Raw genomic sequence first — 26,976 nt, 5'->3', positions numbered from 1 at the left:
AAGACGTGGGCTTGGAAGAGAAGGTGCCAAGCGGTTTCTTGCTGACGACCGTCGAAACTCTCGCGGGATACTTTCGCAAGAACTCGTTGTGGCCGGCGACATTCGGATTGGCCTGCTGCGCGATCGAGATGATGGCCACTGCCGGGCCACGTTTCGACATCGCACGCTTTGGCATGGAGCGGTTCTCGGCGACGCCGCGGCAAGCCGACCTGATGATCGTGGCCGGCCGCGTCAGCCAGAAGATGGCACCGGTACTGCGCCAGATCTACGACCAGATGGCCGAGCCCAAATGGGTTCTGGCGATGGGCGTCTGCGCATCGTCGGGCGGCATGTTCAACAACTACGCGATCGTGCAGGGCGTGGACCATGTTGTCCCGGTTGACATTTACCTGCCCGGCTGCCCGCCGCGCCCGGAGATGCTGCTGTACGCAATCCTCAAGCTGCACGACAAGATTCAAGAAATGCCGTTGGGCGTCAACCGCGAACAGGCCATCGCCGAGGCCGAGCAGGCGGCGCTCTCGGTGCGGCCGACGATCGAGCACCTCGGGCTGCTCCGATGAGTTCACCCGAACACGACCCGAAGCGGGCGGCGAGCGAGGTGGGTGGCGCTCCGGTAGACGCCGAGAAGTCCGGCCCCGATGTCATCGGTGTGCGCCGCGGCATGTTCGGTGTGCGCGGCAGCGGTGACACGTCGGGCTACGGGCGGTTGGTCCGCCAGGTCACCATCGACGACGGCAGCCCGCGCCCGTACGGCTTCTACTTCGACGAGGTGGTCGACCGACTGGCCGAAGCGTTGAAGGCCGACGAGGACGTCGAATTCGCGGACGCCGTCGAGAAAGTCGTCGTTTACCGCAACGAGTTGACACTGCATGTCCGCCGCGAGCTTCTGCCGCAGGTCGCCCGCCGGCTGCGCGACGATCCACAGCTGCGTTTCGAATTGTGTCTGGGCGTCAACGGCGTGCACTACCCGGACGAGACCGGCCGCGAACTACACGCGGTCTACCCGCTGTCGTCGATCACCCACAATCGCCGCGTACGACTGGAAGTCGCTGCGCCAGATAGCGATCCGCACATCCCTTCGCTGTTCCAGATCTACCCGACCAATGACTGGCACGAGCGCGAGACCTACGACTTCTTCGGCATCATCTTCGACGGCCACCCCTCGCTCACTCGCATCGAGATGCCCGACGACTGGGAGGGGCATCCGCAGCGCAAGGACTACCCACTCGGCGGCGTCCCGGTGGAGTACAAGGGCGCCAAGATTCCACCGCCCGACCAGCGGAGGTCATACAACTGATGAGCGAAACCATCGTGGCTGTCCAAGGCCAAGATTGGGACCAGATCGTCGAGGCGGCACGCAAGGGCGAGCCCGGCGAACGCATCGTCGTGAACATGGGGCCCCAACACCCGTCCACCCACGGCGTGCTGCGGCTGATCCTGGAGATCGAGGGCGAGACCGTTACCGATGCGCGGTGCGGAATCGGCTACCTGCACACCGGCATTGAGAAAAACCTCGAATACCGGTACTGGACGCAGGGCGTCACGTTCGTGACCCGGATGGATTACCTGTCACCGTTTTTCAACGAGACCGCCTACTGCCTGGGCGTGGAGAAGCTACTCGGCATCACCGATGAGATCCCGGAACGGGTCAACGTCATCCGGGTGCTGATGATGGAGCTCAACCGGATCTCCTCGCACCTCGTCGCGCTGGCAACCGGCGGCATGGAACTGGGCGCGATGACGCCGATGTTCGTCGGCTTCAAGGGTCGCGAGATCATCTTGAGCCTGTTCGAGTCGATCACCGGTCTCCGGATGAACAGCGCCTACATCCGGCCCGGCGGCGTCGCGCAGGACCTGCCGCCCAACGCGCAGACCGAGATTGCCGAGGCCCTGAAGAAGTTGAAGGTCGCACTGCGCGAGATGGGCGACCTGCTCAACGAGAGCGCCATCTGGAAAGCACGCACCAAGGACGTCGGCTACCTGGACCTGACCGGCTGTATGGCGCTCGGGGTCACCGGGCCGTGTCTGCGATCCACCGGACTGCCGCACGACCTGCGCCGCACCGAGCCGTACTGCGGATACGAAGACTACGAGTTCGACGTGATCACGGATGACGGCTGTGATTCTTACGGCCGCTACATCATTCGCGTCAAGGAGATGTCGGAGTCGGTGAAGATCGTCGAACAGTGTCTGGACAAACTGAAGCCCGGCCCGACCATGATCGAAGACCGCAAGATCGCGTGGCCGGCCGACCTGAAAGTCGGCCCGGACGGTTTGGGTAACTCGCCCGAGCACATCGCCAAGATCATGAGCGGCTCGATGGAAGCGCTGATCCACCACTTCAAACTCGTCACCGAGGGCATCCGGGTGCCCGCCGGGCAGGTCTACGTCGCCGTCGAATCGCCCCGCGGTGAGCTCGGCGTGCACATGGTCAGCGACGGCGGCACCCGACCGTACCGGGTGCACTACCGGGACCCGTCGTTCACGAATCTGCAAGCCGTAGCGGCGATGTGCGAAGGCGGCATGGTCGCCGACGTGATCACGGCGGTCGCCAGTATCGACCCGGTAATGGGTGGGGTGGACCGATGACCGCAGAGGTGCCCGGCGCCGGCAACAACGGCGAGCGAGTATTCATCCGGCTCGGCCCCCCACCCGAGGAGCCCGGCCAATTCGTCACCGACGGCGCCCCGCAGGAATACCCGGCCGACGTGCAGGCGCGACTCGAGGTCGACGCCAAAGAGATCATCGGCAAATACCCCAGCCCGCGCTCGGCACTGCTGCCGCTGCTGCACTTGGTGCAGTCCGAGGACGGCTACATCACCCCCGCCGGTGTGGAATTCTGCAGCGCACAGCTCGGCCTGACTGGCGCCGAAGTCGCCGCTGTCGCAAGCTTTTACACGATGTACCGGCGCGGGCCGACGGGTGACTACCTGGTCGGTGTGTGCACCAACACGCTGTGCGCGGTGATGGGCGGCGACGCGATCTTCGACTCGCTCAAAGAGCATCTCGGCGTCGGCAACGGCGAGACAACCGGCGACGGGTCGGTCACGTTGGAGCACATCGAGTGCAACGCGGCGTGCGACTTCGCCCCCGTCGTGATGGTCAACTGGGAGTTCTACGACAACCAAACCGTGGAATCGGCAAAGACTCTCGTCGACGGGCTGCGTTCCGGCAACCCACCGGCCCCCACCCGCGGCAACCTGTGCAAGTTCAAGGAGACCGAGCGGATCCTGGCCGGTTTCCCTGACCAGCGGCCGGACGAGGGCCAGGGCGGGGCCGGTGCCCCGACACTGGCCGGTCTCGAGGTCGCCAAGGAACACAACATGCGTGCCGGCGACAATGCAGAGCGAAGCGATGCTGAGGAGCGGCACAAAACATCGACACCGCCCGCAGGAGAAGCCAAATAATGGGAGCGCCAACACCATTGGCTCCGGTGCTGAGCCGATTCTGGGACGACCCCGAATCGTGGACGCTGGAGACCTACCGCCGCAACGACGGCTATAAGGCGCTGGACAAAGCCCTGAAAATGGACCCCGACGCGGTGATCTCAGCCGTCAAGGATTCCGGGCTGCGCGGCCGCGGCGGCGCCGGCTTCTCGACCGGAACCAAGTGGTCGTTCATCCCGCAGGGCGACAGCGGTGCCGCCGCGAAGCCGCACTACCTGGTGGTCAACGCCGACGAGTCGGAACCCGGTACCTGCAAAGACATTCCGCTGATGCTGGCCACCCCGCACGTCCTGGTCGAAGGCGTGATCATCGCGTCGTACGCGATCCGGGCCAGCCATGCGTTCATCTACGTCCGCGGTGAAGTGCTGCCCGTGCTGCGACGCCTGCAGAACGCGGTCGCCGAGGCCTACGCCAACGGCTACCTCGGTCGCGACATCGGCGGCTCGGGCTACGACTTGGAGTTGGTGGTGCACGCAGGTGCGGGCGCCTACATCTGCGGCGAGGAGACGGCGCTGCTCGACTCGCTGGAGGGCCGCCGCGGCCAGCCGCGCCTCCGTCCCCCGTTCCCCGCCGTCGCCGGCCTGTACGGCTGCCCGACCGTGATCAACAACGTCGAGACGATCGCCAGCGTCCCGTCGATCATCTTCAACGGCGTGGACTGGTTCCGGTCCATGGGCAGCGAGAAATCGCCGGGCTACACGCTGTATTCGCTATCGGGGCACGTCACCAAGCCGGGCCAGTACGAGGCGCCGCTGGGCATCACCCTGCGCGAGCTACTCGACTACGCCGGCGGCGTGCGGGCCGGACACACGCTGAAGTTCTGGACGCCGGGCGGGTCGTCAACGCCGCTGCTCACCGACGAACACCTCGATGTGCCACTGGATTACGAAGGCGTCGGGGCGGCCGGGTCGATGCTCGGCACCAAGGCGCTGGAGATCTTCGACGAGACCACCTGCGTGGTGCGAGCGGTCGGCCGCTGGATCGACTTCTACAAGCACGAGTCATGCGGCAAGTGCACGCCGTGCCGCGAAGGCACGTTCTGGCTGAGCCAGATCTACCACCGCCTGGAATCCGGGCACGGCACCGTCGAGGATCTCGGCAAGCTCGAAGATATCGCCGACGCGATTCTCGGAAAGTCGTTCTGCGCGTTGGGCGATGGCGCCGCCAGCCCGGTCGCGTCGTCGCTGAAGTTCTTCCGCGACGAATACATCGCGCACGTCGAGGGCGGCGGCTGCCCGTTCGACCCCAAGCTGTCCATGCTCGCCCCGAACGGAGCCTCATGACCCAAACGGCTGACACCGGAAAGAAGGTTGCCGAGCCGGAGCTGGTGACGCTGACCATCGACGGCACCGAAATCAGCGTTCCCAAAGGCACTTTGGTGATCCGTGCGGCCGAACTGATCGGCGTGCAGATCCCCCGGTTCTGCGACCACCCATTGCTGGATCCGGTCGGCGCATGCCGTCAGTGCCTCGTCGAGATCGAGGGTCAGCGCAAGCCGATGGCGTCGTGCACCATCCCGGTCACCGACGACATGGTGGTCCGCACACAATACAGCTCGGAGGCCGCCGACAAGGCGCAGCACGGCGTGATGGAGCTCTTGCTGATCAACCATCCGCTGGACTGTCCGATGTGCGACAAGGGCGGCGAGTGCCCGCTGCAGAACCAGGCGATGTCGAACGGCCGGCCCGATTCCCGCTTCGAGGACGTCAAGCGCACCTTCACCAAGCCGATCAACATCTCCTCGCAGGTCCTGCTGGACCGCGAACGCTGCATTCTGTGTGCGCGCTGCACCCGGTTCTCCGAGCAGATCGCCGGCGACCCGTTCATCGAGATGCTCGAACGTGGCGCGCTGCAGCAGGTCGGCATTTACGCCAACGAACCGTTTGAGTCGTACTTCTCCGGCAACGCCGTGCAGATCTGCCCGGTCGGCGCGCTGACCGGCACCGCCTACCGGTTCCGCGCCCGCCCGTTCGACCTGGTGTCCAGCCCGAGCGTCTGTGAGCACTGCGCATCGGGGTGCTCGCAGCGCACCGACCACCGCCGCGGCAAGGTGCTGCGCCGACTGGCCGGCGACGAGCCCGAAGTCAACGAAGAGTGGAACTGCGACAAAGGCCGCTGGGCATTCACCTACGCGACCCAGGGCGACCGCATCACCACTCCCATGGTGCGTGGCGCGGACGGCGAGTTGGCGCCGGCATCGTGGCCGCACGCGGTGGCCGCGGCGATCGAGGGTCTCAGTTCCGCCAATGGCACCGGCGTGCTGCCGGGTGGCCGGCTGACCGTCGAGGACGCCTACGCGTACTCGAAGTTTGCCCGAATTGTGCTGGGCACCAACGACATCGACTTCCGTGCGCGCCCGCATTCCACCGAGGAGACCGAGTTCCTGGCGGCCCGCGTCGCCGGTAGGACGCTCACGATCAGCTACTCCGACCTGGAAGCGGCGCCGGCGGTACTGCTCGCCGGATTAGAGCCGGAGGAAGAATCGCCGATCGTGTACCTGCGGCTGCGTAAGGCCGCGCGCAAGCACGGCCTGAAGGTGCACGCGATCGCGCCGTTCGCGACGAGCGGTTTGAAGAAGCTGCACGGCACGCTGATCGAAACAGCACCCGGCGGCGAGGCCGCCGCACTGGACGGGCTCGCCGGCAGCGATGTACTGACCCAGCTTTCCAAACCCGGCGCCATCATTTTGGTCGGCGAGCGTCTCGGCGCTGTGCCCGGCGGATTGTCGGCCGCGGCCAAACTCGCCGATGCGACCGGCGCCAAGCTCGCCTGGGTGCCGCGCCGGGCTGGCGAACGCGGCGCGCTGGAGGCCGGCGCGCTGCCCGGGTTGCTGCCCGGCGGTCGCCCGCTGAGCGACGAGACCGCCCGCGCGCAGATTTTGCAGGGCTGGCACGTCGACGAATTGCCGTCCACACCTGGGCGAGACGCCGATGCCATCCTGGCCGCCGCCAAGGACGGTTCGCTGGGCGCTCTGCTGGTCGGCGGCATCGAGCCAGACGACTTCGCCGACCCTGCCGCGGTGCTGTCCGCATTGGACGCCGCGGGATTCGTTGTGAGCCTGGAGTTGCGGCACAGCGCGGTCACCGAGCGCGCCGACGTCGTCTTCCCGATCGCCCCGGCGGCGGAAAAAGCCGGAACCTACGTCAACTGGGAAGGGCGGCACCGCAGCTTCTCCGGCGCGCTGCCGCCCACCGCCACCCCGGACCTTCGCGTGCTCGACACGCTGGCCGACGAAGTGGGCATCGACTTGGGATTCCCCACCGTCGAGGCCGCCCACGCGGAGTTGGTCGGGTTGGGCACCTGGGACGGCACGCCTGCCGCGACGCCGACCGTCGCCGCAGCGGCCGCGCCGAAGCCCGGCACCGGTGAGGCCGTGCTGGCGAGCTGGCGGATGCTGCTCGACGACGGGCTGCTGCAGAACGGCGAGCCGCACCTGGCCGGCACCGCGCGCACCCCGGTGGTGCGGTTGTCGGCAGCGACAGCCGAGGCGACCGGAGCCAACGAGGGCGACAACGTCACGGTCAGCACGTCGCACGGCGAGATCACGTTGCCGTTGGCGATCACCGAGATGCCCGACCACGTCGTCTGGCTGCCGCTGAACTCCCCGGGTTCGGCAGTGCACCGGCAACTGGGCGTCACGCCCGGCGCCGTGGTGAAGATTGGAGCCTCCAAGTGATTCCCGCCTTCGACGATGCAGAGCGAAGCGATGCTGAGGAGTGGCGCAAATGATTCCTGGCTTCGGGCACGACACCTGGTGGCTGATCCTGGCCAAGGCGCTGCTCGTCTTCGTGTTCCTGGTGCTGACGGTGCTGGTCGCGATCCTCGCCGAACGCAAGATCCTCGGCCGGATGCAGATGCGTTGGGGACCCAACCGGGTCGGCCCCCGCGGCTATCTGCAGAGCCTGGCCGACGGCATCAAGCTGGCGCTTAAGGAGCCGATCATCCCGTTCGGCGTCGAGAAGCCGATTTTCCTACTGGCACCGGCCATTTCGACAATCCCGGCGATCACCGCCTTCGCGTTCATCCCGTTCGGACCGCAGGTGTCGGTGTTCGGCCACTGGACGCCGCTACAAGTGACCGACCTGCCGGTGGCGGTGCTGTTCATTCTCGCGCTGTCGTCGATCGGCGTGTACGGCATCGTGCTCGCGGGATGGTCGTCGGGTTCGACCTATCCCCTGCTGGGCGGGGTGCGCTCGACCGCGCAGGTGATCTCCTACGAGGTCGCGATGGGGCTGTCGTTCGCGACGGTGTTTCTGTTCGCCGGAACGATGTCCACATCGCAGATCGTGACGGCCCAAAACCGGGTCTGGTACATCTTCCTGCTGCTGCCGTCGTTCTGCACATATCTGGTGTCCATGGTCGGCGAAACCAACCGGGCGCCGTTCGACCTGCCCGAAGCCGAAGGCGAACTGGTCGCCGGCTTCCACACCGAGTACTCGTCGCTGAGCTTCGCGATGTTCTTCCTCGCCGAATACATCAACATGACCACGGTTTCCGCGCTGGCCGCGACGCTGTTCATGGGTGGCTGGCACGCGCCGTGGCCGCTGAACATGTGGGACGGCGCGAACAGCGGATGGTGGCCGGTGCTGTGGTTCACCGCCAAGGTGTGGTTGTTCCTGTTCATCTACATCTGGTTGCGGGGTGTGCTGCCGCGACTGCGCTACGACCAGTTCATGGCGCTCGGCTGGAAAATCCTGATCCCGGTATCGCTGGTCTGGGCGCTGATCGCCGCCGCGATCCGCACCCTGCGTAACCAGGGGTATCCGCACTGGACGCCAGTGTTGGTCGGCACCAGCGTCGCCGTCACCGCCGTGCTCCTCTATCTGCTGCAGCGGCCGTTCAGCAACAGGCAGCTCCGCAAGAAGCGACGCCGCACGGAGTCGGCCGCGGCAGCACCGCTCGAGCCCGCGTTTCCCACGCCGCAGCTGCCTGGCAAAGCGCTGACACCGGCGACCAAGGAGGTGGCCAATGGCTAAATCTGACCGGCCTAAGTTCCTCAGTTCCCTCGCCGGATTCGGCGTGACGTTCGCGGCGATGTTCAAGCGCCCGATCACCGAGATGTATCCGGAGAACCCCGGCCCGGTAGCACCGCGCTACCACGGCCGTCATCAGTTGAACCGCTACGCCGACGGCTTGGAGAAGTGCATCGGCTGCGAGCTGTGCGCATGGTCCTGCCCGGCGGACGCGATCTACGTCGAAGGCGCCGACAACACCGACGAGGCCAGATATTCGCCGGGCGAACGCTACGGCCGCGTCTACCAGATCAACTATCTGCGCTGCATCGGATGCGGGCTGTGCGTCGAAGCCTGTCCGACCCGCGCGTTGACGATGACCAATCACTACGAGATGGCCGACGACAACCGTGCCGATCTGATCTACGAGAAGGTCAACCTGCTCGCTCCGATGCTGGAAGGCATGACCCCGGTACCGCACCCCAGGGCCGAAGGATCGACCGACGCGGACTACTACCGCGGCAACATCACCGCAGAAGGCCTTCGCCAACTGCCGATTTCGGACGTCTCGAAGTGACGACTCTGCTGGCCGCCGACGTGATCACCCGCACGTCCACCGGCGAGGCGGTGACCTTCTGGGTGCTGGGCATTCTGGCGGTGGTCGGAGCATTGGGCGTGGTGATGGCCGCCAACGCGGTCTACTGCGCCATGTCTCTGGCGTTGACGATGATCATCCTCGCGGTGTTCTACATGATCGAAGACGCCGTGTTCCTCGGCGTCGTGCAGATCGTGGTCTACACCGGCGCGGTGATGATGCTCTTCCTGTTCGTGCTGATGCTGATCGGCGTCGACTCGGCCGAGTCGCTGGTGGAAACCCTTCGCGGACAACGAGTTGCCGCGGTGATCGCCGGTGTCGGCTTCGGCATCGTGCTCATCGCCGGAATCGGCAACGTGGCCACTGGCGATCTGAACGGGCTGACCCGGGCCAACGCCGGCGGCAACGTCCAGGGGTTGGCGACGCTGATCTTCTCCCAGTACCTCTGGGCGTTCGAATTGACCAGCGCGCTGCTGATCACCGCGGCCATCGGGGCGATGATCCTCGCGCACCGGGAGCGGTTCGAACGTCGAAAGACGCAGCGCGAGTTGTCCATCGAACGGTTCCGGGCCGGCGGTCACCCGACGCCGCTGCCCGGTCCCGGCGTCTACGCACGGCACAACGCGGTCGACTCCGCCGCGCGGCTGCCGGACGGGTCGTACTCCCGGTTGTCGGTGCCCGCGGTCCTCGAAATCCGTACCTTCGACCCCCCGGACGTACCGGCCATCAAGGGTTCCAACGGTCAGAACGGTGCGTCATGAATCCGCAGAATTACCTGTATCTCTCGGCGCTGCTGTTCACCATCGGCGCTGCCGGTGTGCTGTTGCGGCGCAACGCGATCGTGATGTTCATGTGCGTCGAACTGATGCTCAACGCCGTCAACCTGGCCTTCGTCACCTTCTCCCGGCTGCACGGTCACCTCGACGGTCAGATGGTGGCCTTCTTCACGATGGTCGTCGCCGCCTGCGAGGTGGTGGTCGGGCTGGCCATCATCATGACGATTTTCCGTGCCCGCAAATCGGCTTCGGTCGACGACGCCAACCTGCTCAAGGGCTGAGGGGATGACACATTTGACTTGGCTGCTCGTCGCGCTGCCCGCGGCGGGTGCCGCGATCCTGCTGCTCGGCGGCAGGCGCACCGATCGCTGGGGACATCTGCTGGGTTGTCTGACGGCGCTGGCATCGTTCGGCGTGGGTGTGGCGCTGCTCAACGACATGCTCGGTCGGCATGGCGACGCCCGCTCGATCAACGCGACCTTGTTCTCCTGGGTTCCGGTCGGCGGCTTCCAGGTGGACTTCGGTCTGCAGGTCGACCAGTTGTCGATCTGCTTCGTGCTGTTGATCACCGGGGTCGGCTCGCTGATCCACATCTATTCGGTCGGCTACATGGCCGAAGATCCCGATCGCCGACGGTTTTTCGCCTACCTCAACCTGTTCCTCGCGGCGATGCTGCTGCTGGTGGTCGCCGACAACTACCTGGTCCTTTACTTCGGCTGGGAAGGCGTGGGCCTGGCGTCTTACCTGCTGATCGGGTTCTGGTACCACAAGCCGACCGCGGCCACCGCCGCGAAGAAGGCTTTCGTGATGAACCGGGTCGGCGACGCCGGCCTGGCGCTGGCGATCTTCGCGATCTTCGCCAACTTCGGCACGCTGAACTACTCTGCGGTGTTCGGCCTGGCCGCCGGCGCCAACCACGCCGCTCTCACCGCGATCGGCTTGCTGCTGCTGTCGGGTGCGTGCGCGAAATCCGCTCAGGTCCCGCTGCAGGCCTGGCTCGGTGACGCGATGGAAGGCCCCACTCCGGTGTCGGCCCTGATTCACGCGGCCACCATGGTGACCGCCGGGGTGTACCTCATCGTGCGGTCCAACCCGCTGTACAGCCTGTCCCCGGACGCCCGACTCGGCGTGATCATCGTCGGCACGGTGACGCTGCTGTTCGGTGCGATCATCGGCTGCGCCAAGGACGACATCAAGCGCGCGCTGGCGGCATCCACGATGAGCCAGATCGGCTACATGGTGCTGGCCGCCGGCCTGGGTCCGGCCGGCTACGCGTTCGCGATCCTGCATCTGCTGACGCACGGCTTCTTCAAAGCCGGACTGTTCCTCGGCTCCGGCTCGATCATTCACGCGATGCACGACGAGCAGGACATGCGCCACTACGGCGGGTTGCGTAAAGCACTGCCGATCACCTTCGCCACGTTCGGGCTCGGCTACCTGGCCATCATCGGCGTGCCGCCGTTCGCGGGCTACTTCTCCAAAGACGCGATCATCGAAGCCGCGCTGGGAACAGGCGGCGTCACCGGTTATGTGCTCGGCGGCGCCGCCCTGGTGGGCGCCGGGATCACCGCGTTCTACATGACTCGGGTGATGCTGATGACGTTCTTCGGCGAAAAGCGTTGGGCCGCCGACGCACATCCGCATGAGGCGCCCGCGTCGATGGCCTGGCCGATGATCATTCTCGCGTTCGGATCGGTGTTCGCCGGTGGGCTGCTGGGCTTCGGTGGCACGCTGCAGCACTGGCTGGAGCCGGTGACCACTTTCGAGGAGAGCTCGCACGCCGGGCCGAAGTGGGTGGTCAGCGCCGTCGCAGTCGGCGTCGTCGCCATCGGCTTCCTGATCGCGCTGTGGCGCTACCTCGGCCGGACGGTGCCCGAGACGGCCCCCGCCGATGTGTCGGTGCTGACCGTCGCCGCCCGCAGAGACCTCTACGGCGACGCGTTCAACGAGGAAGTGTTCATGCGGCCGGGTGCGCAACTCACGCACACGCTGGTGGAGTTCGATGACAAGGGCGTGGATGGTTCAGTCAACGCGTTGGCCGATCTGGTGAGCCGCACCTCTCAGTGGCTGCGCGGGTTCCAGACCGGATTCGCCCGCAACTATGCGTTGTCGATGTTGGCGGGAGCGGCACTGGTGGCCGTGGCGATTCTGGCGGTGCAACTGTGGACGTAATGAACGTGCCGTGGCTGACGGTCCTTTGGCTGTTGCCGTTGGTCGGCGCCGTCGTGATCATCTTGCTGCCGCCCGCGGCCGGCAAGCTCGCCCGGTGGCTCGGCCTGGCCGTGTCGGTGGCCGTGCTGGCACTGTCGATCGGCGTCGGGCTGGGTTTCAAGGCCGGCGGGCCGACCTACCAGTTCGTCGAATCCCACCGCTGGATACCGACATTCGGTGCCGGCTACACCCTCGGCGTCGACGGCATCGCGCTGGTGCTGGTGCTGCTGACCACGGTTCTGGTGCCGTTCCTGTTGCTGGCGGGCTGGAACGACGGCGGCGAGAAACCGCGCGGCACACAGGCTTACATCGCGCTGACGCTGACCATCGAGTCGATGGTGGTGATCTCGGTGGTGTCGCTGGACGTGCTGCTGTTCTACGTGTTCTTCGAAGCGATGCTCATCCCGATGTACTTCCTCATCGGCGGCTTCGGCAGCGGCGTCCAGCGCTCTCGCGCCGCGGTGAAGTTCTTGCTGTACAACCTCGTCGGCGGTCTGATCATGCTGGCCGCGGTGATCGGCCTGTACGTGGTGACCGCTGAGCACGGCACCGGGACATTCGATTTCCGGCAGATCGTCGCCGCCGTGACGACCGGTTCGCTGGGGACGTCGTCGGCCGTGGAGAAGGCGCTGTTCCTGGGCTTCATGTTCGCGTTCGCCATCAAGGCGCCACTGTGGCCGTTCCACCGCTGGCTGCCCGACGCGGCGGTGGAGTCGACCCCGGCGACCGCGGTGCTGATCACCGCGGTGATGGACAAGGTCGGCACGTTCGGCATGCTGCGCTACTGCTTGCAGTTGTTCCCCGACGCGTCAACGTATTTCCGCCCGCTCATCGTGGTCTTGGCGGTGATCGGGGTCATCTACGGCGCGATCGTGGCAATCGGACAGACCGACATCATGCGACTGATCGCCTACACGTCGATCTCGCACTTCGGCTTCATCATTCTCGGCATCTTCGTGATGACCACCCAGGGGCAGAGCGGGTCGACGCTGTACATGCTCAACCACGGCATATCGACCGCGGCGGTGTTCCTGATCGCCGGCTTCCTGATATCGCGGCGCGGCACTCGGTCGATCGCCGCGTACGGCGGCGTCCAGAAGGTGGCCCCCGTCCTGGCCGGGACGTTCCTGATCGCCGGTCTGGCCACCGTGTCATTGCCGGGCCTGGCGCCGTTCGTCAGCGAATTCCTGGTCCTGGTCGGCGCATACAACCGTTACTGGTTGGCGGCCGCCTTCGGCGTGACCGCGCTCGTGCTGTCCTCGATCTACATTCTCTGGCTCTACCAACGGCTGATGACCGGGCCCGTCGCCGAGGGCAACGAACGGATACGCGACCTGGTGCCACGCGAAATCTTCGTCGTCGCACCGTTGATCGCATTGCTGCTGGTGCTCGGGATCTATCCGAAGCCGGTGTTGGACATCATCAATCCCGCGGTGGGCAACACCATGACGACCATCGGCCAGCATGACCCTGCACCCATCGTGCGGCCTGGCACTGCGCACGTACCTGGGATGGCGGAAGGACCGCACCGATGACCTCGACTCCCATGCCCACTCCGAGCGTCGAATATGGGCTGCTGTCACCGATTTTCATCGTCTTCGGTATCGCCATCGCCGGTGTTCTGGTCGAGGCCTTCCTGCCCCGCCGCGTCCGCTACGGCACACAGGTTCTCCTCGCGCTCGGCGGTCTGATCGCCGCGTTCGTCGCGGTCGTCGTCGTCGGTCGGCAACTCGACCCCCCGGGCCGCAGCGCCGTGCTCAATGCGCTCGCGGTCGACGGCCCCGCCCTGGTCCTGCAGGGCGCCATCCTGTTGGTCGCGGTATTGGCCGTCCTCTTCTTCGCCGAGCGTTACCGAGGCGACAACCCGGCCGCGGGCCCGGGCGCCGCGACAGCGACTGTCCACGCCCCCGCGGGCCTGGACTCCTTCACGCCGCAAGCCTCCGCGGTGCCCGACAGCGCCGCCGAACACGAAGCGGAACGCGCCGGGGCGGCGCAGACCGAACTGTTCCCGCTGACGATGCTGGCTGTCGGCGGCATGCTGGTGTTCCCGGCCGCCAACGACCTGTTGACCATGTTCGTGGCGCTGGAAGTGCTGTCGCTGCCGCTGTATCTGCTGTGCGGGCTGGCCCGTCATCGCCGCCTGCTATCCCAGGAAGCGGCGGTGAAATACTTCCTGCTGGGCGCGTTCTCGTCAGCGTTCTTCCTGTACGGCGTTGCGCTGCTCTACGGCGCCACCGACACATTGTCATTGCCCGCCATCGCCGACGCGCTAGCCGGCCAACAGAAACATTCGACGGCGTTGCTCGGCATTGCGCTGTTGTCGGTCGGGCTGCTGTTCAAGGTCGGCGCCGTTCCGTTCCATTCGTGGATTCCCGACGTCTACCAAGGTGCGCCGACTCCGATCACCGGGTTCATGGCCGCAGCCACCAAAGTGGCCGCGTTCGGCGCGCTGCTGCGAGTGTTCTACGTGGCGCTGCCGCCGCTGCAAGACCAATGGCGACCAGTGTTGTGGGCCATCGCGATCCTGACCATGGCGGTCGGCACCGTCACGGCGGTGACCCAGACCGACGTCAAGCGGATGCTGGCCTACTCGTCGATCGCGCACGTCGGTTTCATCCTCACCGGTGTGATCGCGGACAACTCGATCGGTCTCGCGGCGACGATGTTCTACCTCATCGCCTACAGCTTCAGCACTGTGGGAGCGTTCGCGGTCGTGAGCCTGATCCGTGACGCCCACGGTGACGAGGACGCCACCCTGGCGCACTGGGCCGGGTTGGGGCAGCGCTATCCCGTTGTCGGCCTGCTCTTTTCGATGTTCCTGCTGGCGTTCGCCGGTATTCCGCTGACCAGCGGGTTCATCAGCAAGCTCGCGGTGTTCCAGGCAGCGGCCAGCGGCGGGGCGGTGCCGCTGGTCATCATCGGTGTGATGGCCAGCGCGGTCGCCGCCTACTTCTACGTCCGGGTGATCGTGCTGATGTTCTTCACCGAAGCGCATGCCGAGCCGGTACACGTTGTGATGCCGAGCTTCTGGAGTAAGGCGGCCATCGCCGCGTGCGCGATCGTCACCATCGGCTTGGGTGTGTTCCCCCAGCCGCTGCTCGATCTCGTTCGGCAGGCCTCGCAGTTCATCTCGTGACCGACGCGTTGGTTCTCAGCGACGACACCGGCGCGGTCCGGGTGTTGACCATGAATCGACCCGCGGCACGAAATGCGTTGAGCCCCGAGCTCATCGAGACGCTCTACGCGGCGTTGCGGGAATCGGACGACGACCCGTCGGTGCGGGTTGTGGTGCTCACCGGAGCCGACCCGGCATTCTGCGCGGGCGTCGACCTCAAAGCGGCGCAGCGACTCGGCTCGGTGTACTTCGAGCAGTTCCAGCGGCAGAGTTGCATCCGCCAGACCGCACTGATGCACAAGCCGATCATCGGCGCCGTCAACGGCGCGGTGTTCACCGGTGGCTTGGAGATGGCGCTGGGCTGCGACTTCCTCATCGCTTCCGAGCGTGCGGTTTTCGCCGACACACACGCCCGGGTCGGAATCCTGCCGGGCGGCGGGATGACGGCGCGGCTGCCGCAGGTGGTCGGCGCGGCGATGGCACGTCGACTGTCGATGACCGGCGAGGTGGTCGACGCCGCCCGCGCCGAGCGCATCGGGCTGGTCACCGAAGTCGTGCCGCACGACCGACTGCTGCCACGGGCGGTCGAGTTGGCCGGGCAGATCGCCGAAGTGCCCGCGCCGATCATGGCCGGCCTCAAGGACATCTACGTCACCGGGGTGGCGACAACCACCGACGCGGCGCTGGCTGCCGAACAGGCGATCGCCGGTGCCCAGACGCTGGACCAGGCCGGTCTCAAAGATCGCTTCGCGGAGGTCACCGAGCGCAACCGCAGCCAGATTCCGCCGCAGCGTTAGCTGGTCAACAGCGGACTGTAGTCGGTCGGCGGGTCGACGAGATTCATTGACCGGTACAGCTTTTCGGCCATCGCCGGACTGCTTTCAGCGGCGGACAGCATTGCCTCGCGGAAGTCCAGCAGCTCTTTCGACGGCGCGTGCTCCGGGTTGCCGTCGTCCATGTAGCGGTCGTTGAATTGGTTGGACGCCCACAGCGGGCCGATCTGCTCGGCAGCCAGCGCGAAGAACCGTCGGCTCAGGTCGCCGTCGGCCTCGGCCAGCGCGTCGTGCAATGCTCTCGCCTCGAGCGCGGCGACGGTCATGCCTTGCCCGTAGATCGGGTTGGTGCTGCAGATCGCGTCGCCGAACACCAGAAAGCCCGCGGGGAACCGGTCTACCTTGTCGTACCGCCGCCAGGTCGCCCCTGGGTAGCGAAAGACCGAAATCTCACTGATGGTCTCGCCTCGCTTGAGCGCCCGCAGCAGCGCGGGAGGTGCGAATTGCGTTGCCATCCGGATCATTCCGGTCAGGTCCTCGGGTGGCTCGTTATCCGCGACGCGGGTCAGCGTGAAGATCCAGGTGTCGTGCTCGTACATCGAAAACGCGCCGCCGGTAGGCTTTTTCGGCTCCGGGACGACGAAGGTCATCTTCTCCTTGATGATGCCTTCGGGGATGCGCATCAGCAGGCTGGCGTAGTTGGCGCTCGTCGTGGAACGCTCGACGACCGGTCGTTGGTAGCCCAGGTCCTCCAGAAAGGCCGGGGTACGGCCGCCGCGCCCCATCGCGTCGACCACCAGGTCGGCGTCCAGTCGCTGCTCGACACCGGTCTCGCGGTTGACGATACGGGCGCCGGTCACCCGTTGCGGTGTCGGCGCGATCGGTTCGACGACGTCGTGGCCGTCGAGGATCTCCACGTTGTCGATGGCGCTGACTCGCCGCCGGACCTCGGCCTCCAGCAATGGACGGCTCAGCAGGTGCAACGTCACCGCCGACGGATCACTGAATTTGCCCGCTCGGCTCAGCTCGTGGCCGGCCACCCGGATCGACACCCGGGACAGGTCACCGTCGTCGCAGACGGCCGCGCCCGCGGCGACGAGGTCGTCGTGGATGCCGGGGAACAGTCGCCTCAGCTCCTGGGCGCCGCGGCTCCACAGCACGTGGAAGTGCCGGCCTTGCGGAACTCCGCGACGCTGCTCGCCGGCGTCGGTCAGCGTGTCCCGCTCGACGACAGTCACCCCGTCGTAGAAATCACCGAGCACCCGCGCGGCGAGCAGTCCACCCATGCCCGCGCCGCAGACGACAGCTCGCGCCCCCAGCTTGCTCACCCGCACCCCCCGGCCGACAACCCCTATGCGGGCCTACCGTACAGACATACCTCCGCAATACGGCCGGAACCCGCGATGCGAAAACGGCGGTCGACCAACGTGGTTCAGGCGGCTATACCGCCGCGACGCCCAACTCCCCCAACGCGGCCGCCGCGAGTTCGGGGCGCAGGAAACTGAGCTCCTCGAGTTCTTCTTCGGCGCGGCGCTCAACTAGCAACGGCAGAAATTCGCGTACCCGGCAACTCTGAAATTGCGAATACGCGTGCTGCACGACGGCGGCAATGTGATCGACGGGAAGCGCGGCGTGCTTATTCGCGAGGCGACGTTGCACCCCATGAAGCAACACCCGCTCTTCTTGCGGCATCCCGATATTGTGGCCGCCAGCCCGATGCTGGTCAAGGCGCTTTGGTCACCCGATTACCGAGGCATTCGCCACGATGAGAATTCTTTTCAACTCGCCGCGCCCGAGGTACAGTCCGGCCCGATAACGTTCGCCAGCAAACTGCTAACCGTCTTCGTCCCGCAGGAACGGGCGGGTGGCCAGCAGGTAAATAGCAAACACAGCCAACGGCGCCAGCAGTGGCAACCACGGCAGCTGCAGCGGGAACGCCGTCGCGACCACGCCGACAAGCGTGAAGCCGACGGCCGACACCATGGTTGCTCCGCTGACGGAATTCAGGCCGACAGAGCCGGCGGCCGCGTGCCGCAGCACCAGGTACACGGCCGCGAACAACCCGGACATCCCGACCAGGGCGGCGTCCGGGCTCGACAGCGCGATCACCGCGACGGTGAGCAGCACCGCCAGCGTGGCGACCGGGCGAAGTACGACGGCGACCACGACAGCGGCCCCGGCCGAGACCGCCGCGACGCCGGGCGGTCCGTGGGTTCCGGTTCCCACGACGGCGACCATCGCCAGACCCGATGCCACTGCCAGCAGGTGCGCCGTCATCGCCCGATTCATGACCGCCGTCCTGCCGGCAGTCGCCGGTGATCGGGCACCGCCCGCATCGACTGGTCCAGCGTGCGGTCGGCCTGCCACGCCACCACGTCGACGCCGACGGTGCCCATGTCCCGGTACATCGCCGAGCGCTGCAACGTCCACATCCGGTCCACCAGCGGATCCTGAGCGGCCCGGAAAGGCGATCCCTGCAGCACGTCGACGGCCACCACGACGTGGCCCCGTCTGCGCAACTCGATGAGCGCCAGTGCGAACTCGGTATCGAGCAGCGTGGAGAATCCCACCACGATCGCGCCTGGTGGCATTGCCGCGCGCGGCGCCAATGTCCCAGTGGTGCTTTCGAATTCATCGCCGGCACCGAGAACCGCATCGAGCACCCGGTAGAACTGGCGCTGGCCGATGTCGGGGCCCAGCCAGCGCGGCCTTCGGCCACCGAGCGCGACGATGCCGGCCCGGTCACCGTTGCGCAGCGCGGTCTGCACGACTTGCGCAGCACCCCGGACAATCCGCTCGGTCGCATCGGTCGCCGGACCGGCCGGCTGCGGATAGCCGTCGATCAGCACGACGACGTCGGCGGACCGGTCGGTCAGCCGCTGAGTCACATGCAGGCGGCCGCGGCGGGCGCTCACCGGCCAGTTGACGGCGCGTAACTGATCGCCGGGGACGTAAGCACGGATGTCGGCGTATTCGACGCCGCTGCCGATGTGCCGGGTCAAGTGGGTGCCCAGCCGGTCGAGCAGTTCCGTCGGCGGCAGCATCGTCGCCTGCGGCGGCGTCAGCGGGAAGACTGTCACATCGGTCACATCGACGGCGCCCTTCCCGACCAGCAACCCGCCATACGCGACGGCCTCGACCGTGGCCCGAAGCGGATAGCGGCCCCAGCGTTCGGCGCTGGTCACGACGGTCTGCCGTCCCCGCGACGTGCGTTCCACGACCTCAAGAGTCATCCCGTCAGGGGCCGAGGCCGTCAGTTTTACTGCGACGCCGAATGTTTCGGTGTCAGCCCACACGATCAGCCGGATCTGTTCGGATTCGAAGCAACGCTGCGAACCGGGTTCGGCATGCGCCGTGACCGTGGGCAGCGGCCGCTGCCAGCTCACCGAACACAGCACGCCGAGCAGCGGCGCGGCGAACGCGATCAGCTGCCAACGCGAACCGATCAACGCTGCGGCCAGCGCGAGTGCCGCGCAGGTCGCGATCGCCCGCGTCAAACTCGATGCGCGCCAATGCAGTTGAACATCCCGGGTTTCGATCACGGGACCTACTGCGGGCCACCGCGCGCTCGGGGCACCGGCAGCCGGCGCAGCAAGTCCTCGACGATGTCCGAGCCCTGGATCTTGCGGACCCACATCTCCGGCCGCAGCGTGATCCGATGCGCGACGGCGGGCGTGGCCAGCGCCTTGATGTCTTCGGGTATCACGTAGTCGCGGCCGAGCAACAGGGCGTGCGCACGCGCGAGCTGAACCAGGTCGAGTTCCGCCCGCGGGCTCGCGCCGACCGCCACCTGCGGATGGTGTCGGGTCGCGGCGGCCAGCGACACCACGTAGTGCAAGACGTCCTCGTGCACGCTGACCTGCTCGACGGCCTCGCGCATGGCCAGCAGATCGTGGGCGTCGACGACCTGATTGACCGTCGGCTCAGCCGATCCGCGATCGAGCCGGCGGCGCAGCATCGATGCCTCGTCGGCCTCCGACAGATAACGCAATTCGAGGCGCACCGCGAACCGATCCAGCTGAGCCTCCGGCAGCGGATAGGTGCCTTCGTACTCGATCGGGTTGTCGGTGGCCAACACGATGAACGGCTGCGGCAGCCGGTGCGTCGCGCCGTCGATGCTGACCTGCCCCTCGGCCATCGCCTCCAGCAGTGCCGCTTGGGTTTTGGGCGGCGTGCGGTTGATTTCGTCGGCCATCAGCAGGTTGGTGAAGATCGGGCCGGGGCGGAAGTCGAAGCGACCCGACTGCATGTCGTAGATCGTCGACCCGAGCAGATCGGCCGGCAGCAAATCGGGCGTGAACTGCACCCGGGTGAAGCCCAGTCCGAGCGCCGCGGCGAAGGATCGTGCGATCAGCGTCTTACCGAGGCCGGGCAGATCTTCGATCAGGACATGCCCGCGCGCGAGCACCGTGGTCAAGATCAGCGTGAGTGCGGACCGCTTACCCACCACGGCGTGCTCGATCTCGTCGAGCACCGCCATCGCGCGAGCCGTCGTCGTCGCCGCCGTCTCTGTCATCCTCGACCCATATCCGCGTTCATACCCGCCCCCCCCGTCATACCTGCTCCAACCGCTCGAGAATTTCCTGCAGAGTCGCCCGGCCCGGTCCGGGTTCGCGCGCACCGGTCTGCGCGACGTTGTTCGGGTTCACCCACGCCCACAGTTCCGCGCCGAAAAGCGTTCGGCCGGTTGCATCGAAGGCCGTCGGGTCTTTGGTCTGCTTCTGTCCGGTCGCGATCGCGAACCGTCGCGCCAGCATCGGGCGCAGGTGCCGGTCCCAGTCCGCCCGGGTGGATTCGGACCGGTGGATCAGCGTCTGCGTGCGAGACAGCCAGCCCCGCAGCGATTCCTCCAGCGCATTCTCCGACGGGGGCGGCGGAGGGTCGTCGTCGGCGCCGAGCACCTGACGGACGTTGACCAAGGCGAACAGGGCCGCGGCGCCGGCCGCCCACAGCACGAACCGGCGATCGTGCAACGACAACGCGGCCAGCTCCGCGCTCAAGACAATCGAGACGCCCAGTGCGACAATCTTTTTCATACCGAACTCCGCAGCTCGGCCAGAACCAGCCGTAACACCCGCAGCGCACTCGTCCGATGCGACTCGTCCATCACGTGCGGACTGAACCTGGCCTCTTCGAACAAGTTCACCAGCTCGACGGCGGTGTCGATGTGCAACGCACGGTGTTCGACGGCGCGGGCCAAAACCTCTGTCGGAGTATCGAAGTCCTGCGGAACGGCGCCGGGGAAATACGATAACTGGCGTTCCATCGCCGCGTAGCACGCGATGATGGCCTCTCGCGGTTCGTGATCGGTGTCTTCGATTTCGGCCAGCCCGCTCTCGGCCGCCCGCACCAGAGCCGGGGCCGCAACCGCGGGCTCTGGCAGGCCCGGTGTTTCAGTCGAGTCGACGGCCGGCCGGCCGCGCCGACGCCGACGCCGACGAACATTGGCGATCGCGCCCACGATGATCATCGCGAACATCACCGCGGTGCTGACGATCAGCAAGTGCAGCACGTTCCGATCTGGGCCCGCGTCTGGCGCTTCGGGTCGTCGTGGCGCGTTGGCAGCAGCACTGGGTGCGGCCGACTGCGGCGCGGACTGCGGCTGACCGGCCCCGTGCGGCACGAAGAATCGCGACAGCAGCCACACCAGCACCAGCCAAGTCACCAGCACCGCCGCACCGATCAACAGCACCCGCCACCGCGGCCGGCCGCGCCCGTCGGAAAACCTCTCCGACAGAGCACTGGCGGTGCTCGGCAATCGGCGCGGGTCGCGCAGGCGGGCGATGAGCGCGACCGCCACGATCCCCATTGACACGGCGAGCAGAGCCACGACGTAGACCAGCGACGCGCCGCTGTCCGGTGGACGCTGGTCGCCGCGGTCGGCGCCGGGAAGGTACCCGCGCAACGCGGCGGCGATGGCGATCAGCAGCACGATCACGGCGACCACGCGGCCGGTCGCCCTGTCAAACCTCGGCACACCACTCGTCAAGTACTCATCGTGGCACGGAGTCGACGCGGACGGCCAGCGATCGGCGCAGTTCAGCGGCGCTCGGCGAGCTCGGCCAGCCGATCCAGCGATGCCTGCAGCTTTTCGGGCGTCGTGGCACGGGCACGCTCGAGTCGGTGCGGATCGGTCAACCGCGACCAGTCGTAGGTGTGGGTCACCCGCGTGCGGGTGTCGTCCAGCGGCTCGAGCTCCCATCGCCACAGCTGGCCGAACGGCCGTTCGCCTGCGATCGACGGCGTCCACGCGATGCGACGGGCTTCGGTGAACTCGACGACGTAATTAGCCCGGACGCCGCCGTTGGTCAAGGTCGTCGTGAAGATGTCGCCGAGGCGGCGAACCCGTTGCCCGGCTTCGGCGTTCGCGAGATTGTCGTTACCATCCCAACGCGGCTGGTGTGCGGGGTCGGCGATCAACTCGAAGATCTCGGCTGCGCCGGCGGCGATATCGCGACTCGCACTCACCACCCGCGGGACTTCAGTGTCAGACATCAAGCCCGACGATAGTCCGACACGTAGGACGGTAGCGGCACGGACGGGTCCAGATCGTCGGCGGGGACCGGGGTGCCGGCGTGGACCGTGAGCGGTATGACCCCGGCCCAGTACGGCAGCGCGAGGTCATCGGCGTCGTCGACCGGGCCACCGGTGCGCACCTTCGCCGACACCTCGACGAGGTCGAGTGCGAGCACAGCGGTCGCCGCGAGTTCGCGGGCGTTGGGTGGCCGGCTGTCGGCGGACCGGCCCGGCGCGACGTGATCGACCACGGCGGCCAACGCGCGCAGTTTCTCGTCGGGGTCGGTCACCAGACGTGCGTTGCCCATGGCGACGACCGACCGGTACTCCAGCGAGTGGTGCATCGCCGACCGTGCCAGCACCACGCCGTCGACCAGCGTGACGGTGACGCAGACGGGCAGGCCGTCGGGCGATCCCGCAACGGTCAGCATCGGTCCGCTGCCGGTGGATCCGTGCAGGTAGAGAATCTCGCCGAGGCGCGCGTGCAGGGTGGGCAACACCACCTGCCGGCCACCGTTGACGTAGCCGACGTGGCAGGTCAGCGCCTCGTCGAGAATGCCGTGCACCGTCTCGCGGTCGTAGCGGGCACGTTCGCGATACCTGGTCGGTGTTGTCCGCGCTGTGCGCGTATATGACTCCACCGTTGCCTCCCATTTTGTTCTAGTACATAATATGTTCTGTGCCAGAACAATACACGATTCGCGGTACGGGCGCGGGGGCGATCGCGTCCGACGTCGAACACGCGGTCTCCACCGGCGCCCTGACACCCGGTGCCGAGCTGCCGCCGATCCGCGAGCTGGCCGGCCGGCTCGGCGTCAACGCCAACACGGTGGCCGCCGCCTATCGCCTGCTGCGCGAACGCGGCGCCGTCGAGACCGCCGGACGGCGTGGCACCCGGGTGCGCGACCGGCCGGCGACCACGCCGCGTTCACTGCGCGGCGTCGCCGTCCCGCCGGGCGTGCGCGACCTGTCCACCGGCAACCCGGATCCCGGCCTGCTGCCGATCGCGCACGTCAGTTTGCGGCCAGTCCTGTACGGCGAACCGGCGGTCTCGCCGGAATTGGCGCACTACGCCCAGTCGACGCTGACCGGCGATGGCGTACCGGGCGACCACATCGCGGTGACCGCCGGAGCGCTCGACGGCATCGAGCGGGTGCTCGCCGCCCATCTGCGCCCCGGGGACCGCGTGGCGGTCGAAGATCCGGGGTGGGCCAATCTTCTCGATCTGCTTGCTGCGCTGGGATTTTCGGCCGAGCCGATCGGCGTCGACGACGACGGTCCATTGGTCGCCGACGTCGCTCGTGCGCTGCGTCGCGGTGTGCGCGCGGTGGTGGTGACCAGTCGCGCCCAGAATCCGACCGGTGCGGCGGTATCGGCTGTACGGGCAAAAGAGTTGCGCGCGTTGCTTGTTGAGCATGACGACGTGCTGCTCATCGAGGACGACCATTGCGCGGGAATCGCCGGCGCGCCGCTGCACCCGCTGGCCGGGGCGACCCGACACTGGGCGTTCGTCCGGTCGGCGGCCAAGGCCTACGGGCCCGACCTGAGGCTGGCACTGCTTGCCGGCGACCGGCGCACGGTCGAGCGGGTGCAGGGACGGTTGCGGTTGGGACCGGGCTGGATCAGTCATCTGCTGCAGGACCTCGCCGTCGGTCTGTGGCGCGACGAGGCCGCCACCCGGTTGGTGCAGAAGGCCGAAACCGTCTACGCCCGAAACCGTTCGGCGTTGCAGACGGCGTTGGCCGACCGCGGTGTGGCGTCGAGCGGCCGATCGGGTCTCAACGTCTGGATTCCGGTGCCGGACGAGACCGTGGCGATCACCCGGTTGCTCAGCGCGGGTTGGGCCGCGGCGCCGGGCACGCGATTCAGGGTCGGGTCACCGCCGGGAATCCGGGTCACTGTATCGGGACTAGCTGCCGACGAGGTCGACTCGCTCGCCGATGCGGTGGCGGACGCCGTGCAAGCCGTTGGACGGGCAAGCGTGTGATCGGCGATCGGTGGAATGTATCGGACGACGAGGTCGCCCGCCACTACCCGTGCGACGACTTCGTCACCGCACCGACTCTGCAGGCGTGGCGCGGGGTCACGGTGTTCGCTACGCCAGAGACGCTGTGGCCGTGGGTAAGTCAGATCAGGCTGGCCCCGTATTCCTACGACTGGATCGACAACCTCGGCCGCCGGTCGCCGCGGCGACTGATGGGTCTGCCCGAGCCGGTCGTCGGCGAGCATTTCTCTACCGCCGCAACCCGGCCCTTCGGGCGGATTCACGCCGTCGAGCGGCCTAACCATCTCACTGGCGAGATCATGGGCGCATACATCTCGTATGTCCTTGAGCCGCAGGGGCAGTCGACTCGGCTGCTGATGAAGCTCGTCAGCGGCACGAGCCGCTGGGCGGCGCCCTGGCTTTCGGTCGGGGACCTCGTCATGGCGCGCCGGCAACTGCTCAACCTGAAAGCTCTCGCGGAACGCCGATAGTTATCCACAGTTGGCAGTTGATCCACAGGCTGCGGTCGGTGTGATCCGCTCACGGTGGAATTGTCGGGTTGATTCATAACCTCGAGATATGAGTCCAACGGTCTGCAGCGAGCGGATCACCGCCGCTCTCGACGCGATCGATGCTGCTCACGACGTGCTGCGTTCGACACCATCGGATCTGGTGGGCAATAGGTTTCGGGCCGACATCGCCGAGCGGCTCGAAACCCAGGAGCGCGTCAACCGCGGGTTGATGTATCGAGTGTTCGCCGAGCACACCGAGCGACCGCTCTACCTGGGCCGACAGAAGCGCGTGGCCACCGCCGATCAACGATTGATCTGCTACGCCCGCGACCGCGGCTGCACGCGGCCGAACTGCCTGGTATCCGGCTACCGCTGCGAGGTGCACCATTCGCCGGACTGGGGGCTCGGCGGTCGGACCGACGCCGATTCGCTGTTCCTCGCCTGCGGCCCCAACCACGGGATGGCAAGCCGCGGCGAACTACGCACCGAGGTAGTCGACGGCCGACTGGGGTGGACCGACGGCACCGGCCCGCCAGAGATCAACCATGCCCACAATCCCGACGAACTGCTGCGCGGCGACCCGGACCCGCCGGAAGTGGCGGCCTAGGCTTCGAACCTGCGGAAGCTGCCGTCTAGCACCTGCCGGTGCCCGATCGTCCGCCCGGTCACCACCGTGGGATCCACCAACGCCAACTCGACGGCGGCCTCGGCGAACTCCTCCGGGGTCGACACTTCCGCGAAATCGCGGGCGTAATACGAAAGGCCAGGCGTCATGATCGCTTTCGACGGCGACAGCGCGTTGACCGCGACATTGTGGTTGGTCAGATCGTAGGCGGCGCACCAGGTCAGGTGTTCCAGCGCGGCCTTGGACCCGCCATAGCCCGGCAACACGCCGGCACCGCGGTCGGGGTAGGGGCCGTCGCCGGGCAGCCGCGATGCGACTGAGCTGATGTTGATGATCGAACCGCCGTGGGCGGCGATCATGTCCGGGCTGACCAACTGGATCAGCTCGTAGACGGCGAACACCGCGATCTCGAAATGCCGCCGATATGCGCTCAGCGGCGTCCCCAGCAGCGGCGGCCAGTCCGGCTTGATTCCACCGTGCTGAACCTTCGCCGACTTGGGTCGTGCTGAGTCGCCGGCTTTCGGTGGGCGACCGGGCGCGGTAAAGGCCGCGTTGTTGATCAGAATCGTGATGGGGCCCAGCGCATCTCGCGCCTCGTCGACGAGCCGGGCAATGTCGTCCCGGTCGAGCAGGTCGGCCCTGATGGCCACCGCGCGTCCACCCGCCGCTTCGATATCCGCGACGGTCTCGGTGATGGTACCGGGAAGCCTTTCGTCCCAAACGTTTTCGGTTCGCCCGACGACCGCGACGGAAGCGCCTTCTGCTGCCAGCGCCAGTGCGATCGCCCGGCCCAATCCGCGGCTGGCGCCGGTGACGATCGCGGCGCGGCCGTCCAGTCGTCCCGTCACCGGGCCGACCCTACATCTCGGGTGACACCGTGCACGAGGATGGCCGTGGCCTGATCCACCCAGGTGTCGTCGAGCGGTTCGTCTGGACTCAACAGCAGCCGCAGCAGCGTCGCCCCGCCGATCAGCTCGATCAACCGAGTCGGGTCGACGTCCGGGTGGACCTCACCGCGATCCACCGCTTCGGTCAGCCGATCCTGCACGGCCGTGAACAGCCCCGCGAAGCGGGACATCACCCGGGTGTTGAGCTCGGCGTCGGCGCTCATGTCGGCGACCAACCCGGGCAGCGCGGCGCGGACCACCGGGGTGGTAAACACATCACGGGCCGCGGCGATCATCGCCCGCAGGTCAGCGGCCATGCCGCGAGCCGGGCCGACCAACGCCGTCGGGGCGACCGGGAACGCCGCCTCGTGCACCAACTCCGCCTTGCTCGACCATCGCCGATACAGCGCTGTTTTCGTCGTACCGGCCCGCTCGGCTACGGCCGCCAATGTCAGATTCGAATAGCCAATTTGCACAAGCAGATCCGCGGTCGCCGCCAATATGGCAGCGTCGATACGCGGATCCCGGGGCCGTCCGGCGCCCGAGACCTTGTCAACCGCGGATGGGTCTGCTTTCATAACGCT

At 66.9% G+C, this 26,976-nt stretch carries 27 protein-coding genes and 1 pseudogene; 17 read left to right on the top strand and 11 right to left on the bottom strand.

What is annotated here, in order from left to right; translation table 11 throughout:
* Positions 1-5 precede the first annotated feature (5 nt).
* The 14 genes from G6N27_RS23275 to G6N27_RS23210 are packed head-to-tail and all read left to right on the top strand — an operon-like array spanning position 6 to position 15,892.
* Entirely contained in the window at positions 6-560 is a 555-nt protein-coding gene (locus G6N27_RS23275) for a NuoB/complex I 20 kDa subunit family protein (RefSeq protein ID WP_163780540.1), read from the top strand.
* Positions 557-1,297, top strand: coding sequence for an NADH-quinone oxidoreductase subunit C (locus tag G6N27_RS23270; RefSeq protein ID WP_163780538.1), 741 nt, complete (start codon positions 557-559; stop codon positions 1,295-1,297). Before G6N27_RS23275 ends, G6N27_RS23270 begins: the two co-directional genes overlap by 4 nt.
* The gene (nuoD, locus tag G6N27_RS23265; RefSeq protein ID WP_163780536.1) at positions 1,297-2,589 is read left to right on the top strand and encodes an NADH dehydrogenase (quinone) subunit D; all 1,293 of its coding nucleotides are present in this window, start codon (positions 1,297-1,299) and stop codon (positions 2,587-2,589) included. Before G6N27_RS23270 ends, nuoD begins: the two co-directional genes overlap by 1 nt.
* A complete protein-coding gene (gene nuoE, locus G6N27_RS23260) occupies positions 2,586-3,407 on the top strand; it encodes an NADH-quinone oxidoreductase subunit NuoE (RefSeq protein ID WP_163780534.1) in 822 nt (273 codons plus the stop codon). Before nuoD ends, nuoE begins: the two co-directional genes overlap by 4 nt.
* Positions 3,407-4,729, top strand: coding sequence for an NADH-quinone oxidoreductase subunit NuoF (gene nuoF, locus G6N27_RS23255; protein WP_163780532.1), 1,323 nt, complete (start codon positions 3,407-3,409; stop codon positions 4,727-4,729). Before nuoE ends, nuoF begins: the two co-directional genes overlap by 1 nt.
* Positions 4,726-7,122, top strand: a complete 2,397-nt coding sequence (locus G6N27_RS23250; RefSeq protein ID WP_163780530.1) for an NADH-quinone oxidoreductase subunit G — start codon at positions 4,726-4,728, stop codon at positions 7,120-7,122. The genes nuoF and G6N27_RS23250 overlap by 4 nt, the downstream gene beginning before the upstream one ends.
* A gap of 52 nt (positions 7,123-7,174) precedes the next feature.
* Positions 7,175-8,422, top strand: coding sequence for an NADH-quinone oxidoreductase subunit NuoH (gene nuoH, locus G6N27_RS23245; protein ID WP_163782230.1), 1,248 nt, complete (start codon positions 7,175-7,177; stop codon positions 8,420-8,422).
* A complete protein-coding gene (gene nuoI / locus G6N27_RS23240; protein WP_163780527.1) occupies positions 8,415-8,975 on the top strand; it encodes an NADH-quinone oxidoreductase subunit NuoI in 561 nt (186 codons plus the stop codon). Before nuoH ends, nuoI begins: the two co-directional genes overlap by 8 nt.
* Positions 8,972-9,754: an NADH-quinone oxidoreductase subunit J gene (locus G6N27_RS23235; protein ID WP_163780526.1), complete on the top strand. Its 783-nt coding sequence runs from the start codon at positions 8,972-8,974 to the stop codon at positions 9,752-9,754. The genes nuoI and G6N27_RS23235 overlap by 4 nt, the downstream gene beginning before the upstream one ends.
* Positions 9,751-10,050 (top strand): NADH-quinone oxidoreductase subunit NuoK, encoded by a 300-nt coding sequence (gene nuoK, locus G6N27_RS23230; protein ID WP_163780523.1) that lies wholly within the window; start codon positions 9,751-9,753, stop codon positions 10,048-10,050. The genes G6N27_RS23235 and nuoK overlap by 4 nt, the downstream gene beginning before the upstream one ends.
* A gap of 4 nt (positions 10,051-10,054) precedes the next feature.
* Positions 10,055-11,941, top strand: coding sequence for an NADH-quinone oxidoreductase subunit L (gene nuoL, locus G6N27_RS23225; RefSeq protein WP_163780521.1), 1,887 nt, complete (start codon positions 10,055-10,057; stop codon positions 11,939-11,941).
* Positions 11,941-13,515: an NADH-quinone oxidoreductase subunit M gene (locus tag G6N27_RS23220; protein ID WP_163780518.1), complete on the top strand. Its 1,575-nt coding sequence runs from the start codon at positions 11,941-11,943 to the stop codon at positions 13,513-13,515. Before nuoL ends, G6N27_RS23220 begins: the two co-directional genes overlap by 1 nt.
* Positions 13,512-15,116: an NADH-quinone oxidoreductase subunit NuoN gene (nuoN, locus tag G6N27_RS23215; RefSeq protein WP_232064765.1), complete on the top strand. Its 1,605-nt coding sequence runs from the start codon at positions 13,512-13,514 to the stop codon at positions 15,114-15,116. The genes G6N27_RS23220 and nuoN overlap by 4 nt, the downstream gene beginning before the upstream one ends.
* On the top strand, positions 15,113-15,892 hold the full coding sequence (locus G6N27_RS23210) for an enoyl-CoA hydratase (RefSeq protein WP_163780516.1): 780 nt from the start codon (positions 15,113-15,115) through the stop codon (positions 15,890-15,892). The genes nuoN and G6N27_RS23210 overlap by 4 nt, the downstream gene beginning before the upstream one ends.
* Here the strand turns inward: G6N27_RS23210 and G6N27_RS23205 are convergent.
* From G6N27_RS23205 to G6N27_RS23165, 9 genes are all read right to left on the bottom strand, one after another.
* Positions 15,889-17,196 (bottom strand): FAD-dependent oxidoreductase, encoded by a 1,308-nt coding sequence (locus tag G6N27_RS23205; RefSeq protein ID WP_163780514.1) that lies wholly within the window; start codon positions 17,194-17,196, stop codon positions 15,889-15,891. The genes G6N27_RS23210 and G6N27_RS23205 overlap by 4 nt on opposite strands.
* Positions 17,197-17,308: 112 nt before the next feature.
* Positions 17,309-17,560 carry a three-helix bundle dimerization domain-containing protein gene (locus G6N27_RS23200; RefSeq protein ID WP_179963325.1) on the bottom strand — a complete coding sequence of 84 codons (252 nt, stop codon included), beginning with the start codon at positions 17,558-17,560 and terminating at the stop codon, positions 17,309-17,311.
* A gap of 141 nt (positions 17,561-17,701) precedes the next feature.
* Positions 17,702-18,157, bottom strand: a complete 456-nt coding sequence (locus tag G6N27_RS23195; RefSeq protein ID WP_163780512.1) for a hypothetical protein — start codon at positions 18,155-18,157, stop codon at positions 17,702-17,704.
* Positions 18,154-19,410 (bottom strand): DUF58 domain-containing protein, encoded by a 1,257-nt coding sequence (locus G6N27_RS23190; protein ID WP_163780510.1) that lies wholly within the window; start codon positions 19,408-19,410, stop codon positions 18,154-18,156. Before G6N27_RS23190 ends, G6N27_RS23195 begins: the two co-directional genes overlap by 4 nt.
* 5 nt (positions 19,411-19,415) lie before the next feature.
* Positions 19,416-20,384 carry an AAA family ATPase gene (locus G6N27_RS23185; protein ID WP_163780508.1) on the bottom strand — a complete coding sequence of 323 codons (969 nt, stop codon included), beginning with the start codon at positions 20,382-20,384 and terminating at the stop codon, positions 19,416-19,418.
* A 37-nt stretch (positions 20,385-20,421) separates the two neighbouring features.
* The gene (locus G6N27_RS23180) at positions 20,422-20,904 is read right to left on the bottom strand and encodes a hypothetical protein (RefSeq protein ID WP_163780506.1); all 483 of its coding nucleotides are present in this window, start codon (positions 20,902-20,904) and stop codon (positions 20,422-20,424) included.
* Positions 20,901-21,857, bottom strand: a complete 957-nt coding sequence (locus G6N27_RS23175; protein ID WP_232064763.1) for a DUF4129 domain-containing protein — start codon at positions 21,855-21,857, stop codon at positions 20,901-20,903. Before G6N27_RS23175 ends, G6N27_RS23180 begins: the two co-directional genes overlap by 4 nt.
* A gap of 50 nt (positions 21,858-21,907) precedes the next feature.
* Positions 21,908-22,363, bottom strand: coding sequence for an SRPBCC family protein (locus G6N27_RS23170; RefSeq protein WP_163780504.1), 456 nt, complete (start codon positions 22,361-22,363; stop codon positions 21,908-21,910).
* Complete coding sequence (locus tag G6N27_RS23165; protein ID WP_163780502.1) at positions 22,363-23,025, bottom strand: pyridoxamine 5'-phosphate oxidase family protein; 663 nt, start codon at positions 23,023-23,025, stop codon at positions 22,363-22,365. Before G6N27_RS23165 ends, G6N27_RS23170 begins: the two co-directional genes overlap by 1 nt.
* A gap of 38 nt (positions 23,026-23,063) precedes the next feature.
* On the opposite strand from G6N27_RS23165, the gene G6N27_RS23160 reads away from it, so the two are divergent.
* The 3 genes and pseudogenes from G6N27_RS23160 to G6N27_RS23150 form a co-directional block, all read left to right on the top strand.
* Complete coding sequence (locus G6N27_RS23160) at positions 23,064-24,371, top strand: aminotransferase class I/II-fold pyridoxal phosphate-dependent enzyme (RefSeq protein WP_163780501.1); 1,308 nt, start codon at positions 23,064-23,066, stop codon at positions 24,369-24,371.
* Positions 24,368-24,859, top strand: a complete 492-nt coding sequence (locus G6N27_RS23155; protein WP_163780499.1) for a polyketide cyclase — start codon at positions 24,368-24,370, stop codon at positions 24,857-24,859. The genes G6N27_RS23160 and G6N27_RS23155 overlap by 4 nt, the downstream gene beginning before the upstream one ends.
* 259 nt (positions 24,860-25,118) lie before the next feature.
* Positions 25,119-25,487 (top strand): annotated as a pseudogene (locus G6N27_RS23150) (HNH nuclease); the annotation flags it as partial.
* On the opposite strand, the gene G6N27_RS23145 reads toward G6N27_RS23150, so the two are convergent.
* Both G6N27_RS23145 and G6N27_RS23140 read right to left on the bottom strand, forming a co-directional pair.
* Complete coding sequence (locus G6N27_RS23145) at positions 25,484-26,353, bottom strand: SDR family NAD(P)-dependent oxidoreductase (protein ID WP_163780497.1); 870 nt, start codon at positions 26,351-26,353, stop codon at positions 25,484-25,486. The pseudogene G6N27_RS23150 and the gene G6N27_RS23145 sit on opposite strands and share 4 nt — an antisense overlap.
* Positions 26,350-26,970: a TetR/AcrR family transcriptional regulator gene (locus tag G6N27_RS23140; RefSeq protein WP_163780495.1), complete on the bottom strand. Its 621-nt coding sequence runs from the start codon at positions 26,968-26,970 to the stop codon at positions 26,350-26,352. Before G6N27_RS23140 ends, G6N27_RS23145 begins: the two co-directional genes overlap by 4 nt.
* Positions 26,971-26,976 lie beyond the last annotated feature (6 nt).

It is taken from the genome of Mycobacterium cookii (assembly GCF_010727945.1).
Classification (GTDB): Bacteria; Actinomycetota; Actinomycetes; order Mycobacteriales; family Mycobacteriaceae; genus Mycobacterium; species Mycobacterium cookii.
The sequence above is the reverse complement of the archived record's forward strand: the minus strand, read 5'-3'. Positions and strand labels throughout refer to the sequence as shown.

What these genes read in the sequence shown, in the direction of transcription:
- G6N27_RS23270 (WP_163780538.1), top strand. Translation starts at nt 557, where the DNA reads ATGAGTTCACCCGAACACGACCCGAAGCGGGCGGCGAGCGAGGTGGGT.
- nuoD (WP_163780536.1), top strand. Translation starts at nt 1,297, where the DNA reads ATGAGCGAAACCATCGTGGCTGTCCAAGGCCAAGATTGGGACCAGATC.
- nuoE (WP_163780534.1), top strand. Translation starts at nt 2,586, where the DNA reads ATGACCGCAGAGGTGCCCGGCGCCGGCAACAACGGCGAGCGAGTATTC.
- nuoF (WP_163780532.1), top strand. Translation starts at nt 3,407, where the DNA reads ATGGGAGCGCCAACACCATTGGCTCCGGTGCTGAGCCGATTCTGGGAC.
- G6N27_RS23250 (WP_163780530.1), top strand. Translation starts at nt 4,726, where the DNA reads ATGACCCAAACGGCTGACACCGGAAAGAAGGTTGCCGAGCCGGAGCTG.
- nuoI (WP_163780527.1), top strand. Translation starts at nt 8,415, where the DNA reads ATGGCTAAATCTGACCGGCCTAAGTTCCTCAGTTCCCTCGCCGGATTC.
- nuoK (WP_163780523.1), top strand. Translation starts at nt 9,751, where the DNA reads ATGAATCCGCAGAATTACCTGTATCTCTCGGCGCTGCTGTTCACCATC.
- nuoL (WP_163780521.1), top strand. Translation starts at nt 10,055, where the DNA reads ATGACACATTTGACTTGGCTGCTCGTCGCGCTGCCCGCGGCGGGTGCC.
- G6N27_RS23220 (WP_163780518.1), top strand. Translation starts at nt 11,941, where the DNA reads ATGAACGTGCCGTGGCTGACGGTCCTTTGGCTGTTGCCGTTGGTCGGC.
- nuoN (WP_232064765.1), top strand. Translation starts at nt 13,512, where the DNA reads ATGACCTCGACTCCCATGCCCACTCCGAGCGTCGAATATGGGCTGCTG.
- G6N27_RS23200 (WP_179963325.1), bottom strand. Translation starts at nt 17,560, where the DNA reads ATGCCGCAAGAAGAGCGGGTGTTGCTTCATGGGGTGCAACGTCGCCTC.
- G6N27_RS23195 (WP_163780512.1), bottom strand. Translation starts at nt 18,157, where the DNA reads ATGAATCGGGCGATGACGGCGCACCTGCTGGCAGTGGCATCGGGTCTG.
- G6N27_RS23185 (WP_163780508.1), bottom strand. Translation starts at nt 20,384, where the DNA reads ATGACAGAGACGGCGGCGACGACGACGGCTCGCGCGATGGCGGTGCTC.
- G6N27_RS23180 (WP_163780506.1), bottom strand. Translation starts at nt 20,904, where the DNA reads ATGAAAAAGATTGTCGCACTGGGCGTCTCGATTGTCTTGAGCGCGGAG.
- G6N27_RS23170 (WP_163780504.1), bottom strand. Translation starts at nt 22,363, where the DNA reads ATGTCTGACACTGAAGTCCCGCGGGTGGTGAGTGCGAGTCGCGATATC.
- G6N27_RS23140 (WP_163780495.1), bottom strand. Translation starts at nt 26,970, where the DNA reads ATGAAAGCAGACCCATCCGCGGTTGACAAGGTCTCGGGCGCCGGACGG.